At 68.8% G+C, this 15,201-nt stretch carries 12 protein-coding genes; 2 read left to right on the top strand and 10 right to left on the bottom strand.

What is annotated here, in order from left to right:
• Positions 1-79 precede the first annotated feature (79 nt).
• From ABD172_RS02795 to ABD172_RS02765, 7 genes are all read right to left on the bottom strand, one after another.
• Entirely contained in the window at positions 80-1,711 is a 1,632-nt protein-coding gene (locus ABD172_RS02795) for a long-chain-fatty-acid--CoA ligase (RefSeq protein ID WP_344306734.1), read from the bottom strand.
• A 1,548-nt stretch (positions 1,712-3,259) separates the two neighbouring features.
• Positions 3,260-4,732, bottom strand: coding sequence for a peptide MFS transporter (locus ABD172_RS02790; RefSeq protein WP_344306733.1), 1,473 nt, complete (start codon positions 4,730-4,732; stop codon positions 3,260-3,262).
• A 191-nt stretch (positions 4,733-4,923) separates the two neighbouring features.
• Positions 4,924-5,868 (bottom strand): enoyl-CoA hydratase-related protein, encoded by a 945-nt coding sequence (locus tag ABD172_RS02785; protein WP_344306732.1) that lies wholly within the window; start codon positions 5,866-5,868, stop codon positions 4,924-4,926.
• A 72-nt stretch (positions 5,869-5,940) separates the two neighbouring features.
• A complete protein-coding gene (locus ABD172_RS02780; protein WP_344306731.1) occupies positions 5,941-6,711 on the bottom strand; it encodes an SDR family NAD(P)-dependent oxidoreductase in 771 nt (256 codons plus the stop codon).
• 6 nt (positions 6,712-6,717) lie between these two features.
• On the bottom strand, positions 6,718-7,512 hold the full coding sequence (locus ABD172_RS02775) for an enoyl-CoA hydratase (protein ID WP_344306729.1): 795 nt from the start codon (positions 7,510-7,512) through the stop codon (positions 6,718-6,720).
• Between the two features lie 63 nt (positions 7,513-7,575).
• Positions 7,576-8,553, bottom strand: a complete 978-nt coding sequence (locus tag ABD172_RS02770) for an NADPH:quinone oxidoreductase family protein (protein WP_344306728.1) — start codon at positions 8,551-8,553, stop codon at positions 7,576-7,578.
• Between the two features lie 29 nt (positions 8,554-8,582).
• Positions 8,583-10,127, bottom strand: coding sequence for an AMP-binding protein (locus tag ABD172_RS02765; RefSeq protein ID WP_344306727.1), 1,545 nt, complete (start codon positions 10,125-10,127; stop codon positions 8,583-8,585).
• 241 nt (positions 10,128-10,368) lie between these two features.
• Here ABD172_RS02765 and ABD172_RS02760 point away from each other — a divergent pair, with 241 nt between their 5' ends.
• Both ABD172_RS02760 and ABD172_RS02755 read left to right on the top strand, forming a co-directional pair.
• On the top strand, positions 10,369-10,980 hold the full coding sequence (locus ABD172_RS02760) for a PaaI family thioesterase (protein WP_344306726.1): 612 nt from the start codon (positions 10,369-10,371) through the stop codon (positions 10,978-10,980).
• A 9-nt stretch (positions 10,981-10,989) separates the two neighbouring features.
• Positions 10,990-11,949, top strand: a complete 960-nt coding sequence (locus ABD172_RS02755) for a zinc-dependent alcohol dehydrogenase (RefSeq protein ID WP_344306725.1) — start codon at positions 10,990-10,992, stop codon at positions 11,947-11,949.
• Positions 11,950-11,961: 12 nt separating this feature from the next.
• Here the strand turns inward: ABD172_RS02755 and ABD172_RS02750 are convergent, their stop codons facing one another.
• The 3 genes from ABD172_RS02750 to ABD172_RS02740 all read right to left on the bottom strand — a co-directional run.
• Entirely contained in the window at positions 11,962-13,503 is a 1,542-nt protein-coding gene (locus ABD172_RS02750; protein WP_344306724.1) for an AMP-binding protein, read from the bottom strand.
• A 37-nt stretch (positions 13,504-13,540) separates the two neighbouring features.
• On the bottom strand, positions 13,541-14,539 hold the full coding sequence (locus tag ABD172_RS02745; RefSeq protein WP_344306723.1) for an NAD(P)H-dependent flavin oxidoreductase: 999 nt from the start codon (positions 14,537-14,539) through the stop codon (positions 13,541-13,543).
• Between the two features lie 2 nt (positions 14,540-14,541).
• Positions 14,542-15,201 (bottom strand): TetR/AcrR family transcriptional regulator (locus ABD172_RS02740; RefSeq protein ID WP_344306720.1); only part of this gene is annotated, 660 nt, incomplete at its 5' end.

Genomic DNA, 15,201 nt, shown 5'->3' with positions numbered 1-15,201 from the left:
GCCCCGGAGTCCCGAGTGCGGGGCGCCTCGGCGCTGTCGGGGCTCACGTCCCCGTCGTGCGTTCACTGCCGTCGGACGCTCACTCCCACTGCGCGCGCAGGAGCTTCTTGTCGAGCTTCCCGACCGAGGTGCGCGGCAGCACGTCGGTGAAGATCACCCGATCGGGCAACTGCCACTTCGCGAACCTCCCGTCGAGGACCGCGAGGACGTCGCCCCGGGTGAGCCCGGACTCGGGGCGGGCGACGACGTACGCGACGGGACGCTCCTGCCATTTCTCGTCGGGGACGCCGATGACGGCGGCCTCCGCGACCTGCGGATGGTCGAGGATCGCGTTCTCCATGTCGATCGAACTGATCCACTCGCCGCCGGACTTGATGACGTCCTTGAGGCGATCGGTGAGCTTGAGGTACCCGTCGGCGGTGATCGTCGCGACGTCCCCGGACTTCCACCACCCGTCGTCGAAACGCTCGGCGTTGTCCGGCTGGTCGTGGTACGCCCGGGTGATCCACGGTCCCCGCATCTGCAGTTCCCCGACACTGTGCCCGTCGTGCGGGAGCTCCTCCCCCGCCGCGTCGACGATCCGGAAGTCGATGCCGGTGAGCGGCAGCCCCTGGGACCGCTTGAGATCCCACCCCGCCTCCTCGGAGAGGCCGTCGAGCGAGGCCTTGAGCATCCGGTTGGCGGTGACGAGCGGCGTCGTCTCCGTGGCGCCGTACCCGTGGATGACGTCCGCGCCCGTGAGGTCGTGGAAGCCCTTCATGAGCGAGAGCGGCGGCTCGGTCGATCCGGACACGAGGCGAGCGCGGGACAGATCCGGCATCTGCGGTTGCGCCCTGTAGTACTCGAGGATCGGGGTGAAGAGGGACGGGGCACCGTTGGCGACGGTGACGCCCTCGGTGACGATCGCCTCGGCGACGACACCGATGTCCTCCGCCTGGAACCGGCCCGGCAGCACGAGTGCCGCCCCGGCGTACACGGCGGCCTGGGGAAGCCCCCAGGACTGGGCGTGGAACATCGGGGTGATCGGCATGACGACGTCGCGGTACGTGATCGACAGGGTCCCGACGAGTGCCATCGTGTGGAGGTAGATCGCCCGGTGCGAGTAGTAGACGCCCTTGGGCCGGCCCGTCGTGCCGGTCGTGTAACACGCGGAGTACGCGGTCGTCTCCTCGACGTCCTGCCAGTCGTACGTCGGTGCGGCCGCGGCGAGGAGGTCCTCGTAGTGGTGGACGTTCGGCAGGCGCGTGTCGATCTCGGACAGCGGCCGATCACTCAGGACGATCCACCCGGTCACGGTGTCCGTCCGGGCGGCGAGCTGTTCGGCGACGGGCAGGAGCGATTCGTCGACGCACACCCAGGTCGCTCTCGCATGGTCGACGACGTACGCGAGGTCCTCCCCTGCGAGGCGCAGATTCATCTGGAGCATGGTCGCGGCGAGACCCGGGATCGCGAAGTAGAGCTCGAAGTGGCGGATCGAGTTCCAGTCGAGGATCCCGACGACGTCCCCGGGACCGATCCCGAGGGACTCGAGCGCGCCGGCCGCCCGGCTCACCCGCTCCCACTCGCGGCCGTAGTCGGTGCGCTGCCACGTGCCGTCGGCGCCGCGGTGGACGATCTCGCTCTCGGGGAAGGTCCGGGCGGCGTGCCGCAGCATCGTCGTCGTCATGAGCGGGACGTCGTCGCCCATCGTCGAGGGGATTCCTCTGAGCATCGTTGCTCCTCCTGGATCGTTCGGGACACCCGGCGCGGTGTGCGCGCGGCTCTGTGCGCGGCCTTGTGCGCGCGGCTTCGTGCGCGGCCTTGTGCGCGCGGCTTCGCGCGCGGCCTTGTGCGCGCCCGGCGGTGTTCACTCGGTAGTGCGCGTCCGGCACTGCACCCACCTCGGTGTGGGGTCGGCGTTGTGCGTTCGGCACTGCACCCACCTCGGTGCGGGCACTCCCGAGGCGATGCTAACCGAGGCAGGGGCCGCGAACGGGAACGATCCGGTAAATCCCGACGGCTCCTCGCTCCCCTCCTCCCCCAGTGCATCGAGCGTCGCCGTCTCCGCACCCGTGCTCCGGGTGTCGAGGTTGCGATTCCCAGCGTTTCCCCCTGTTCACATCGCGATTGAATGCGCTGTTTCGCGAAAACCCGACATTCAATTGCGACTTCGGCATCCGACACCGCACGGAATCGAGACCTCAACACCGGGACGTCCGCCGTAGCCAGCTCCACACCCTTCATCCGGGTGTCGGGAGTCCGGTTTCGGAAGCCGAAAGTCGGGAATCGACTGTCGCCGATCGTGCGGTTCCGACGCCGATTTCCGCACGAACGGCGACACCGAACCGCGCGGAAGGCACCGGGTGCCGCCCCGTGACGGCGAGACACGGGAAAATCGGCAACCGGACACCTATGAAGCCCGTGTCTCGAAGATTTTCCCGTGAGTCGACCCGGTGCAGCTCGCACGACAGCCTGCAACCGCAGCGTCGAGATTGCGATTCCCGGCGTTGTTCCCGTTCACATCGCGACTTCCAGCGAACGAAGCGTTGAGGTCGCGATTACCTGCGCAGCAGCGTCGAGATCGCGATACCCAGCGTTTACCCCTGTTCACATCGCGATTGAATGCGCCGAATCGCGAGAACCCGACATTCAATTGCGACTTCGGCACCCGACACCGCACGGAATCGAGACCTCAACACCGGCACGGCCACCGTCAACAGCTCCGCAGCCGTCATCCGGGTGTCGCGAGTCGGAATCGGGAGTCGATGATCGAGTGTCGGTCATCGGGTGTCGAGTCCCGGGCCTCCGGTCACCGGTCCCGGCGTCTCCGGCCGCCGGTCTCCGGCCGCCGGTCTCCGTTCTCGTGTCTCCGGTCCCGTGTCTCCGGTCCCGTGTCTCCGGCCGCCGGTCTCCGGCCGCCGGTCTCCGGTCCCGTGTCTCCGGTCCCGTTGTCGCCGGTCCCGTTGTCGCCGGTCCCGTTGTCGCCGGTCCCGTTGTCGCCGGTCCCGATGTCGCCGGTCCCGATGTCGCCGGTCCCGATGTCGCCGGTCCCGATGTCGCCGATCTCGATGTCGCCGTTCTCGTTGTCGCCGATCCTGCGGTTTCGACTTCGATGTCCGCACGATCGGCGACACCGAACGCACGAGAACGCCCACCCCGTCCGTGCCCCGGTGGGCAGGAGAGGTGGGCGTTCCGGTGCCGAGGCGCGGGACACCTCGGCGGTGTATGTCCCCCGGGCACCGTTCCCAGCGTGGGGACGGCACCGTGGGGACTCCACGCGTTACTTGACGCCGCGCATGAGCTTCACGACGGGCTTCGAGACCGCGAGCACAATGGCGCCGACGGCCATCGCCCCGAGGCCCATCGAGGTCCAGTACGGGGTCTGGTCCGCTGCGTCGTAGTACTTCGCGAAGACACCCGACAGCGCAGTACCGACACCCGAGGACAGGTAGAAGAGCGCGATCATCTGGGACATGAAGATCTTCGGCGCGAGGCGGGTCGCGACGGCCAGTCCGATCGGGGAGATCATGAGCTCACCGATGACGAAGAGCATGAGGATGAAGATCACCCACAGGAGCGGGGTCCCGCCTGCGCCCGCGTTCGAGTACGGGACGAAGAGCAGGTAGGCAGCACCGATGAAGAACAGCGCAAGGCCGGCCTTCACCGGGGTCGGGGGCTGCCGGTCACCGAGCTTCATCCACAGGGTGGAGGCCACGGGTGCGAGCAGGATGACCCAGATCGCGGGGATGAGGGAGATCCAGCTGATCGGCATCTCCCAGCCGAACACGACGCGGTTCATCTGCGTGTCGGAGTACCCGGTGAGCACGCCGAAGACCTGCTGGTACAGGGCCCAGAACGCGACCGAGGCGATGAAGAACGGGATGAAGGCGAGGGCTCGGGACTTCTCGACCTCGTCGACCTTCTTGTGGGTGAGGATGATCGTGAAGTACGCCACCGAGGCGAGGGCGGAGACCACGGCGGTCCACGTCGCGAGGTTCGCTTCGTTCATGAGGCCGGTCGTCCAGAACACCGTGATGAGCACGATGACGAGAGCAATGGAGCCACCGAGCTTCCACAGCGAACTCCGCGGCGCCGGGTTCGGCACGCTGCGCGCACTCTCCGGGAGGTTCTTCCGACCGGTGAGGTAGATCGCGAGGCCGAGGGCCATGCCGACCGCGGCCGCACCGAAGCCGTAGTGGAAGCCGATGCGGGACTGGAGGAGCCCGGTGAGGAGCGGACCGAGGAAGGCGCCGAGGTTCACGCCCATGTAGAAGATCGAGAAGCCGGCCTCACGGCGGGTGTCCTTCTCGGTGTAGAGCGAACCGACGATGGCACTCGCGGTGGCTTTGAGTCCACCGGAGCCGAGTGCGACGAGCACGAGGCCGACGGCCACACCGCTGAAGCCCGGCAGCAGCGCGAGGGCGATGTGCCCGGCCATGATGACGATCGCCGACCAGAACAGGATCCGTTCCGAGCCGAGGAGGCGGTCCGCGACCCACGAGCCGAGGATCGTCGCGAGGAAGACGGCACCGCCGTAGGCACCGACGATCGCGAAGGCCGTCGTCTCCGGAAGCGCGAGCCCGCCGTCCGCCACGGTGAAGTAGAGGTAGATGGCGAGGATGCCGGTCATGCCGTAGTAGGAGAAACGCTCCCACATCTCGAGCCCGAAGAGCTGGGCGAGCGGCAGGGGGTGGCCGAAGAAGCGCGTGTCCTGGGCGACTTCCTCGGTGGCGGGGGTCTGTTCCGTTTTCACGAGAGATTGTCCTGTGTCAGCAGTCGACGGACGCAGGTGTGCGCCCGCTCGGTTCAGACGGCCAGGGTACGCCGTTCATGTGAGACACAAGAAATGTTTCCTTGTCGGAAAGGCGGGTACGTGAGAAGTGTCACGAACCCGCCCTTCCGCGGTTCTCACAGCGGGATCCACCGTCCCGCGCAGTGATATTTCTACTGCGGCTGTGCTCCCGGGAAGTCCGGCAGCCACTCGGGCAGGTCGCTCGGGATCCGACCGGGGAACTGCGGCGGCCGCTTCTCGAGGAAGGACGTGACGCCCTCCTTCGCGTCCGCCTGCCGCCCGAGTTCGTAGATGCCCTTCGAGTCGAGGCGGTGCGCCTCCCACGGGTTGTCCGCGGTGAGCATCCCCCACAGCATGGTGCGGCCGGCGGCCATCGTCACCGCGGAGGAGGTCTCCGCGAGTTCTCGCGCGAGGGCGTAGGTGACGTCCATGAGCTCGGCGGCCGGGACGACCCGGGACACGAGGCCCGCCTCCTTCGCCTCGGCGGCGTCGAAGACCTTCCCGGTGTACACCCATTCGAGCGCCCGGTTGATGCCGACGACGCGCGACAGGAACCACGTCGATGCCGCCTCCGGCATGATCCCGCGCTTGGAGAAAACGAAACCGAAGCGGGCGTCCTCACTCGCGATCCGGATGTCGCACGGCAGCGTCATCGTCGACCCGACCCCGACGGCAGCGCCGTTGAACGCGACGATGACCGGCTTGTGCATCGAGGCGATCGCGAGCGACACCCGGCCTCCGCCGTCCCGGCGGACGCCGTCGATCTCGTCCCGTCCCTCGGTCGGTACCGGCGGTTCCTCACCACCGGCCCCCGAAGCGCCCGTCCCCACGACGTCGACCGCGTCCTTCGCACGCGCGTCGTAGTCGAAGGTGTTCGCGCCACCCGAGAGATCGGCACCGGGGCAGAAGAACTTCCCCTTTCCGGTGAAGACGACGACCTTGACCTCGTCGTCCCGGTCGGCCCGCCCGAAGGCGGTGATGAGTTCCTGGCCCATGAGGCCGGTGAACCCGTTGCGGGTCTGCGGTGAGTCGATCGTGATCGTCGCGATCCGCTCGGACACCTCGTACGTGATGTGCTGGAATTCCCTCTCGGACACCCTTGTCCCCTTCGGTCGTGGGTGTCCGCGGCCGGTGCACGTGCGAGCACCGACCGCGGACCCCGGAATCTCTCAGTAGATCGAGTAGCCGCCGTCGATGACGAACTGCTGGCCGTTCGTGTACGCCGCACCCGGCCCCACGAGGTACACCGCCGCGGCGGCGAAGTCCTCGGGGGTACCCCAACGGCGGATCGGAGCGCGCTTGATGACCTTCTCCGTGAAGACGTCGTTGCCCTGCGCGGCCTCCGTCATGTCGGTGGCGATCCACCCCGGCAGGATCGCGTTCGTCCGGATCCCGTGACGGCCGTACTCGGAAGCGAGCCCGCGCATCATCGCGAGTACCGCACCCTTGGTCGCGCCGTAGTGGATGTTCCCGGCCGCACCCTCGATTCCGGCGAGCGAGGACACCGCGACGAGCGAGCCCCCGTTCCCCTGTTCGAGGAACTGCTTGATCGCCGCCTGGAAGCTGAGGACGACACCGTCGACATTCACCGCCGCCACCCAGTGGAAGTCATCGAGGGTGAGTTCGTGGAACGGACCCTTGCGCCCACCGATGCCCGCGTTCGCGATGAGCGAGTCGAGCTTCCCGTGGGCCGCGAGCGTCGCCGCCATCGAGTCGGTCACCTGCTGCGGCTGCGAGACATCGCACGTGTGCGCGGTGATCGTGCCGGCACCCAGGCCCTCGAGTTCGGCCTTCGCCGCCTCGTTGCGTTCGGTATTGCGGCCCCAGATCGCGACATCGGCACCCGCCTGCGCGAGACCCCGTGCCATGCCGAGACCGATGCCGTTGTTGCCGCCGGTGACGACGGAGACGTGTCCGGTGAGATCGAGGAAGTCAGCCATGGTTCCTCACTTCCCCTCGAACACGGCCGGCCGCTTCTCGAGGAACGCGGCGACGCCCTCGGCGAAGTCGGCGGAGTCCTTGAGGACCTCCTGCCCGGTGGCCTCGCGGTCGAGCGCCTCCTCGAGTCCGAAGAGGGTCGCCTCGTTGATCGCGAGCTCCGTCTTCCCGAGCGAGAGAGTCGGTCCGGAAGCGAAGGTCTGCGCGAGTTCCTGGGCGCGCGTGAGGTACTGGTCCGCAGGAACCACCTCGGAGGCGAGCCCCCACTCGAGTGCGGTGGCGGCCTGGACCTTCTCCGCCGTGAGTGCCATGCGGAGCGCCCGGTGGCGGCCGGCCGAGGCCGCGACGAGGGCGGTCGCCCCACCGTCGGGCATGAGGCCGATCCGGGTGAACGCGAGCATGAGGTAGCTCTTCTCGCTCATGACGACGTAGTCGCAGATGAGGGCGAAGGAGCAGCCGACACCGGCAGCGGGACCGGAGACTGCGGCGATCGTCGGGATCCCGAGGTTCTTGATCTTCTTCACGAGGCCGTTGATGAGGTCGAGGCCGACCCCCTTGACCTCCGGATCGCCGGCGTCCGCCTGCTGGGAGCCGAGGTCCGCGCCCGAGCAGAACGCGCGATCGTCACCGGTGATGACGACGGCCCGGGCCTCGGTGGCGGCGCGGTCGATCGCGGCGTCGAATGATCGTGCGAGATCGCGGGTGACGGCGTTGAGGGCCTGGGGGCGGTTGAAGCGGATGGTCATGACACCGTTCTCGACGCTCACGAGGAGGTCGTCGGTGAGGGTCTCTGCTGCAGTCATGGCAGTCCTTTCGTCGGGTGTGGGAGGAACGGGAGGGCAACGGGCACGGCCCGGACCCGGGGTTCAGGTCAGGGACGGGTTCACGTCGAGGAGCACCTTGCCGAGCACCGCGCGTTCGTCGAGGACCGCGATCGCCTCGGCGGCCCGTTCGAGCGGGAAGTGGCCGTGGATGTGCGGATCGAGCGCCCCGGAGGCGAGGTGATCGGTGATCGCCTCCCACTGGGAGTGGATGAGGTTCCGGTCGTCGCGGGTGGCCTCACCCCAGGCGACGCCGGACACCGCGACGTTCTTGAGCAGGAGGCGATTCACCTTGACGGTGGGGATCTCACCGGCAGTGAAGCCGAGGACGAGGACCTGCCCGTAGCGGCGGAGGCTGCGGATCGAATCCGTGAACCGGTCACCGCCCACCGGGTCCGCGACGAAGTCGACCCCGTCGGGGAAGATCTCGAGGACCGCGTCCTTGAACCCGTCGGCGAACACGACGTGCTGCGCCCCGAGGTCCCTCACGACCTGTGCCTTCTCCTCGGTGGAGACGACCGCGACGACCTCGGCGCCCATCGCGAGACCGAGCTGGACGAGCGCACTGCCGAGGCCGCCGGCCGCTCCGTGCACGAGGAGCGTCCGGCCCGGCTGCAGGTTCGCCCGCACCCGGAGGGTGAAGTCCGCGGTGAGGACGTTCATCGGGATCCCGGCGGCGGCCTCGAGGGAGAGCGAGTCCGGCAGGAGAAGCACCTGCTCGTCGTTCGCGAGGAGGAATTCCGCGAAGGTGCCCTTACCGGTGATCGTCGCGACCCGGTCACCGACGGAGAACCGCGACCCCTCGCCCACCGCGGACACGATGCCGGCGGCCTCGGACCCGAGGGTGAAGGGCAGGGGATGCTTCACCTGGTACATGCCGCGCGTCTGGAGGAGTTCGGGGAAGGTGACGCCGGCGTGGGACACCTCGATGACCACCTGGCCGGGGCCGGGGGTCGGTGCCTCCACCTCGGCGACGGCGACGTGCTCGGGTCCCTCGAGGGTCGTGACCTGGACTGCTCTCATGTGTTTTCTTTCCTTTCTCGGGCGCGTGCTCAGGCGCTCACGGCGGTGAGTTTGCGTTTGACGAGCTTGCCGGTGGGGGTGCGCGGGATCCGGTCGATGTACTCGAACCGGCGCGGGATCTTGAACCGGGCGAGGCGCGGGGCGAGCCACTCACGGATCTCGGCCGAGAGGTCGTCTCCCGGCTTCACGTGGTCCTCGACCTCGATGTACGCGACCGCGATCTCGCCGAGTTCCTCGTGCTTCTCGCCGATGACGGCGACGTCGCGGACGTCCGGGTGGAGCGCGAGTTCGTTCTCGACCTCCTGCGGGTAGATGTTCACCCCGCCGGTGATGATGAGGAAGCTCTTGCGCTCGGCCATGTAGAGGAACCGGTCCTCGTCGAGGTACCCGAGGTCGCCGGTCGTCGTCCATCCCGGGTGTTCGGGGTGGCGGGTGCCGAGGGTCTTCCTCTCGTCCTTGTAGTAGACGAAGGGTTCGGTGCCCTCGGCCTTCTCGAAGTAGATGGTGCCGACCTCGCCGGTGGGCAGTTCGGTACCGAGTTCGTCGCAGATGTGGACGATCCCCATGAGGCCGTCCCGGCCGACCGACCCGGGCTTGCGGAGTGCTTCCTCCGAGTTGATGACGGTGAGGCCGTTCGCCTCGGTCGCCGCGTAGTACTCGTGGACGATCGGACCCCACCACTCGATCATGCGCTGCTTGACCTCGACCGGGCAGGGAGCCGCCGCGTGGATGGCCGCACGCAGGGTGGAGACGTCGTACCCCGCGCGGACCTCCTCCGGCAGTTTGAGGAGCCGGACGAACATCGTCGGCACCCACTGGGAGTGCGTGACGCCGTACCCCTGGATGTACGACAGAGCCTGCTCGGGATCGAACTTCGGCATGACGACGACGGTGCCGCCGCGCGAGTGCGTCGTCATGACGAACCGGATGGGCGCCGCGTGGTAGAGCGGCGCCGGCGAGAGGTAGACGGTGTTCTCGTCGAAGCCGTAGAGCTGGGTGAACAGCTGCACGAGCGGGACGTTCTCGTCCTCGACGGGCTGCTCCTTGAGCGCCGGCAGGATCCCCTTGGGATTCCCGGTCGTCCCCGAGGAGTACAGCATGTCGTCGCCGCGCGGTTCGTACGCGGGTTTCTCGGCGGAGGACCCGGCGAGGATCTCGTCGTAGTGACGTGCGCCGTCGAGGGTGCCGGGGACGCCGCCGACCTGCACCCGGTGCGCCACGTCGGCGCAGTGGGCGTGGAGTTCCGCGGCCGATTCGAGTTCGGCGCTGATGAGGACGACCTCGGCGTCGCAGTCGTGGATGATGTACGAGCTCTCGCGCGGGGTGAGGTGACAGTTCACGACCGTGATGAAGGTGCCCGAGCGGAGGGCGGCCCAGTACGCCTCGATGATCTCCGTGCGGTTCTCCGCGATCATCGCGACGTGGGCGCCCGGCTGCAGCCCGATCTCCCGGAACCAGTTCGCGAGGCGGAGCGACCGCTCCTCGAGTTCGGCATAGGTGAGCGTCCGGCCGGTGTCGGCCATGACGATCGCCGGTTTGTCGGGGTACTTCCCGCTCCATGCACCTGGGTACACGTCTCTCACATCCTCGTGACGATTCGGTGGTGTCCGGCCGGGCGATCCCCCGCGACGATCGCGCGGCGGCGCTCCGGGCGGTCTTCCCGACAGGCTCCTCGTCGAACACTGCCGTAAAGTGCGTCCGGATCGCTAGGATCAAAAAGACCGAACGTTTGTTCAGTACCCTAGTGCGCGCCGCGCGCCGGGACAAGAACGGACCGGACGACCACCGACCGCACGGACCAGGAAGCAGGCGACGATGCCCACCTCCCCCTTCGCAGAACACACCGCGCGCCTCGCGCGCGAACTCGCCACGGCCCTCGTGAGCGAGGCCGACGACACCCGGCTCGCCGCCTCCGCGGCGGACATCGCCGCCCGGATCCTCGCCGCCGCCGAGGCGCCCCACACGGTGGAGATCGACGCACCGTCCCCCGGTGCGGCGCACATCCCCTTCGACATCACGCCGGCGTCGTCCCCGCGCAATCCGCTCGCTCCGCCGATGGACATCGTGTGGGACGGCGAGCGCTCGACGTGCATCCTCACCCTGCCGCTGCAGTACCAGGGACCGCCCGGCCGGGTGCACGGCGGGATCATCGCTCTCCTCCTCGACCACACGCTCGGCAATGCCGCGAATGCCGGCGAGCGCCCGCGGTCCTTCACCCGGTACCTCAACGTGCTCTACGAAGCGGCGACCCCGATCGGTGAGGAGATCGTCGTGACCGGATGGGCGGCGCGGCAGGAGGGCCGCAAGCAGTTCATGGAGGGGACGATCACGGTGAATGGTGAGGTCTCCGTGCGCGCCGAGGGACTGTGGATCACGCCGCGCGAGAACATGACCCTCGTCACCTCGGACGGGGCCGAACAGCGGTAGGTTGACCTCATGCGTGCCGCCGTTCTCCAGACCGACCTCCGTTTCACCGTCGAGGACCGCCCGATCCCGTCCCCTGCGGACGGCCAGGTCCTCGTGCGGATGATCCACTCCTCGGTGTGTGGTTCCGACGTCCACATCGCGCTCGAGGGCTGGGCCGCTCCCGAACTCGTGGGAGAGCCAGGTTTCCCCGGGCACGAGGGTGTCGGCATCGTCGAGGAGTCCCGCTCCCCCGACTGGCACCCGGGTGATCGGGTGCTCACCGTCCCCCTCGGCTCGCGCGGACGCCTGTTCGCGGAGTACGCGGTGGTCGACCCGCAGTACCTGCTCTCCCTCGAGGACACGGACGACCTCCCGGCGGTTCTCATGGGGCAGCAACTCGGCACCACCGTCGCCGCGCTCGACAAGTTCTGGCGCCCCGGCATGCGATCGGCCGTCGTCATCGGACTCGGCTCGGCCGGGCAGTTCTTCGTCCAGCAGCTCGTCGGCCGCGGACTCGACGTGTACGCCTCGGACCTCGACGAGGCGCGGATCGGACACGGTGCGCTCTTCGGCGCGCACGCGATGCACGCGGACGCCCTCTCGGAGGCCGTCACCTCCGCGTACCCGAACGGTGTCGATCTCGTCGTCGAGGCGGCGGGATTCGACGTGTCCCGGGCGCAGGCGATCGATCTCGTCCGCAAGCACGGGGTCGTCGGCTGTTTCGGGTACCCCGAGGAACGCGTCGGCACCTTCCCGACGATGATGGCGTTCCGGAAGTCGGTGACGATCGAGTGGTTCTCCGATGCCCAGACGTTCCCCGGGGTACCGTGCTTCGCCCGCGCACTCGACCTCATCCGGACGGGTGCGGTGAAGGTCGAACCGATGATCGAGACGCACATGCCGCTGGCGGACATCGATGCCGCCGTCCGCCGCGCACAGGGACGCGGGGACGGGGCGGCGAAGATCGTCATCGACATCGCCGCCCCGTAGTCGGAGAACCGCTCAGTACCCGAGGTCGTCCCGGAGCGCCCGCTTGTTCACCTTGCCCACGGCGGTCTGCGGCAGCGCGTCGACGAGGTGGATCTCCTTCGGGGCCTGCACCGCGCCCTTGAGGTCGCGGACGACGGCGATGAGTTCCTCGGCAGTGGCGCTCGCCCCCTCCTTGAGGACGAGCGCGGCGGTCACCTGTTCACCCCATTTCTCGTGCGGCACGCCGAACACGGCGGAGATCGCGACCGCCGGGTGCGTCGAGAGCGCGTCCTCGACCTCGCGCGGGAACACGTTGAAGCCGCCGGAGATGATCATGTCCTTCTTGCGGTCGACGATGTAGAGGTACCCGTTCTCGTCCTGCTTCGCGATGTCCCCCGTGTGGAGCCAGCCGTCGACGATCGTCTCCGCCGTGAGGTCGTCGCGGCGCCAGTACCCGGTCATCGCACCGCGTCCGCGCACGCACAGTTCACCGGGCTGCCCCAGCGGCACGTCCTCCCCCTGCGGGTCGAGGATCCGCACGTCGACGGAGCCCACCGGCTTGCCGCACGACAGCAGCAGGTCCGGGTTCAGGTGGTCGTCCTTGCTCAGGACGGACACCGGATAGCACTCGGTCTGGCCGTAGAGCTGACCGAACACGTTCCCGATGCGTTCGATGCCCTCCTTGAGCCGGGACTCGGACATCGGCGAGGCGCCGTAGAGGATGTACTCGAGGCTCGAGGTGTCCGTGGAGTCGAGGGCCGGATGGTCGAGGAGCGCATACACCATCGTCGGGACGAAGAGGGTGAAGTTGATGCGCTCGCGTTCGATCGTCTCGAGCACCTTCGCGGGATCGAAGCCGGCCATGAGGTGCACCGTGCCGCCCTTCATGAGGGTCGGCAGGACGTTCGTGCCCGCGACATGGCTCATCGGCGGGATGAGGAGGTACCGCGGGGTCTCCGGGAGTTCGAAGTCCGCGAGGACGTCGGAGGTCGAGGGCCCGAGGTTGAACTGGTACCGGTACGCACCCTTCGGCCTCCCGGTGGTGCCACCGGTGTAGTTGATGATCGCGAGGTCCTCGTGCCGCCCCTCGTTCCGGAACGGCTGCGGACCCACCGCGGCGGCCGCGGTCTCGAGGTCCGGGGCGAAGCCCGAGGGGCTCATCGACCGCGCGACGAGGCCCGAGGCGCCGGCCACCTCGGCGAGTTCGGCGCCGCGCTGCGCGTAGTTCGTCTCGTCGACGACGACGCCCTTCACCTGCGAGTCCTCGAGCTGGAAGGTCTGGTCGGCGAGCGAGCCCATGGGGTGAAGCCACGTGATGTACATGCCGAGGGACTGGACGGCCGAGCCGAGCGCCCACACCTCGAAGCGGTTGGCGCCGAGGGCGGCGATACCGTCTCCGCGCCGTAGCCCCACGTCGAGCAGGACCTGCTGGTACCGGCTGATGGTGTCGAGCACCTCGGCGTAGGTCTGCTGCCCGCGTGCGTCCCGGAACGCGATGCGCTCCGGGTACCGCTGCAGGGTGCGTTCGACGACGGACCCGTAGGTGGGCCCGAGCAGATGGGATGCGATCTCCATTGATCCTCCATGTGGTGAGCGGGAACTTCTTCGGGTGTCAGGTCTTCCGATCCGCAGTCGGCACCGGTGCCGACTGCGCGGGGGCATGCACGTCCGCGAGCGCCGCGCGGTACTCGCGCGCGAAGCGGTCGACGATCGAGGCGGCGGGTTCGAGGGCATGGACGCCGGCGACGGAGTGCCCGGCCGACTGGACGTCGGTCCAGCGTTTCGGCCCGATCTCCCGCGCGCGGTTGCCGAAGAGGTCACTCGCGTCCTCGGGAGTGACGTCCTCGTCGAGGTTCTCGGGATCGAGCCCCGACGCCTCGATCGAGGCGCGGAGCATGTTCGTCGGCAGCCCGGTGAAGGCGCGGGTGAGGACGACGTCGTCGGGACCGGAGTCGACGAGGAGGCGGGCGTGGTCGTCACGGGTGGGTGCCTCGGCGGCGGCCATGAACGCAGTGCCCGCGTACGCGAGGTCGTACCCGGCGACCCGGGCGGCGGCGAGCGAGCGACCCCCGGTCATCCCGCCGGCGAGGACGAGGGGGCCGTCGAAGAACTCCCGCACGGCCGTGACGAAGGCGAAGGGATTGAGCCACCCCGTCTGCCCGCCGGCACCGGCGGTGAGGAGCACGAGGCCGGTGACCCCGGCGGCAGCCGCCTTCCGGGCGTGTTCCACCGTCGCCACGTCGCTGAACACCGCGATCCCGGCGTCCGCGAAGAGGTCCGCGACGGGAGCCGGAGACCCCACCGAGGTGATGACGAGACGGGCGTCCGAGCGCGCCACGAGTTCGGCATGAGCGAGGGCGTTGCGGTCCTTCATCACGAGGTTCGGGCAGTACGGCCCGGCCCCGGGTTCGCGCTGGACCGCGTCGAGCCGGGTGAGCCACTCCTCCAGCCCCGCCGTCGAACGGGCGTTGAGAGTGGGGAACGCACCGACGATCCCGGCGCGGATCACCGCCGAGGTGAGTGCGAGGTCGGAGATCCGCAGCATCGGGGCGGCCACGAGGGGGATCCGCAGCGACCGCGGATCGAACGGAGGGCGGGACACTGCGGACATCGTCACTCCAGCTCGAGGAGGGCGCGCGCGGAGGTCAACCACGTCGAGCGCATCGGTTCGGTCCGCGGGTCGCGGCGGGAGAACATGTAGGTGATCGCCATGCCGCGCATGCTCGTGAAGACGACGTCGACCATGGCGCGGTACTGCGGGTGCGCGGCGATCTCCTCCCCGAACAGCCCCCGGATGTTCTCCCGGACCCGGCGGAGCACCTGCTTCTCGTGCGCGACGAGTTCGTCGGCGAGCGCGGGATCCGTGCGGGCGGCGATCCACGTCTCCATCGCCGCCCAGAAGTTCGGGTGGAAGAAGCTCTCCCACAGCACCTCGAGCGCCCAGGCCAGCCGGGCGGGCACGTCCGACGGTGCGGGCACCCCCTCCCGCGAACGCAGCGTGGTCTCGTCGAGGCGCTGTTCGGCGAGCCGCCGTACCGCGTCCGTGATGAGGTGTCGTTTCGAGGGGAAGTGGTGGAGGAGCTTGCCGCGGCTCACGCCGGCGCGCTCCTGCACCTTCATCGTCGTCGTCGCGGCATAGCCGTCCTCGAGCAGACTCGCGACGACGGCGTCGAGGATCTCCTCACGGGACCGTCGGCCGCGTTCCTGGCCGGGCGCGCCCGCGGCCCCGGCCGTGCCGGCGGCACTCTGCGCCGCGGCACCACCGGCAGCGGT

This window comes from Brevibacterium samyangense (assembly GCF_039529845.1).
GTDB lineage: Bacteria > Actinomycetota > Actinomycetes > Actinomycetales > Brevibacteriaceae > Brevibacterium > Brevibacterium samyangense.
The sequence above is the reverse complement of the archived record's forward strand: the minus strand, read 5'-3'. Positions and strand labels throughout refer to the sequence as shown.

Coding starts and splice junctions, on each gene's coding strand:
- ABD172_RS02750 (WP_344306724.1), bottom strand. CDS start 13,503: ATGGAGATCGCATCCCATCTGCTCGGGCCCACCTACGGGTCCGTCGTC.
- ABD172_RS02795 (WP_344306734.1), bottom strand. CDS start 1,711: ATGCTCAGAGGAATCCCCTCGACGATGGGCGACGACGTCCCGCTCATG.
- ABD172_RS02775 (WP_344306729.1), bottom strand. CDS start 7,512: ATGACTGCAGCAGAGACCCTCACCGACGACCTCCTCGTGAGCGTCGAG.
- ABD172_RS02760 (WP_344306726.1), top strand. CDS start 10,369: ATGCCCACCTCCCCCTTCGCAGAACACACCGCGCGCCTCGCGCGCGAA.
- ABD172_RS02770 (WP_344306728.1), bottom strand. CDS start 8,553: ATGAGAGCAGTCCAGGTCACGACCCTCGAGGGACCCGAGCACGTCGCC.
- ABD172_RS02755 (WP_344306725.1), top strand. CDS start 10,990: ATGCGTGCCGCCGTTCTCCAGACCGACCTCCGTTTCACCGTCGAGGAC.
- ABD172_RS02745 (WP_344306723.1), bottom strand. CDS start 14,539: ATGTCCGCAGTGTCCCGCCCTCCGTTCGATCCGCGGTCGCTGCGGATC.
- ABD172_RS02780 (WP_344306731.1), bottom strand. CDS start 6,711: ATGGCTGACTTCCTCGATCTCACCGGACACGTCTCCGTCGTCACCGGC.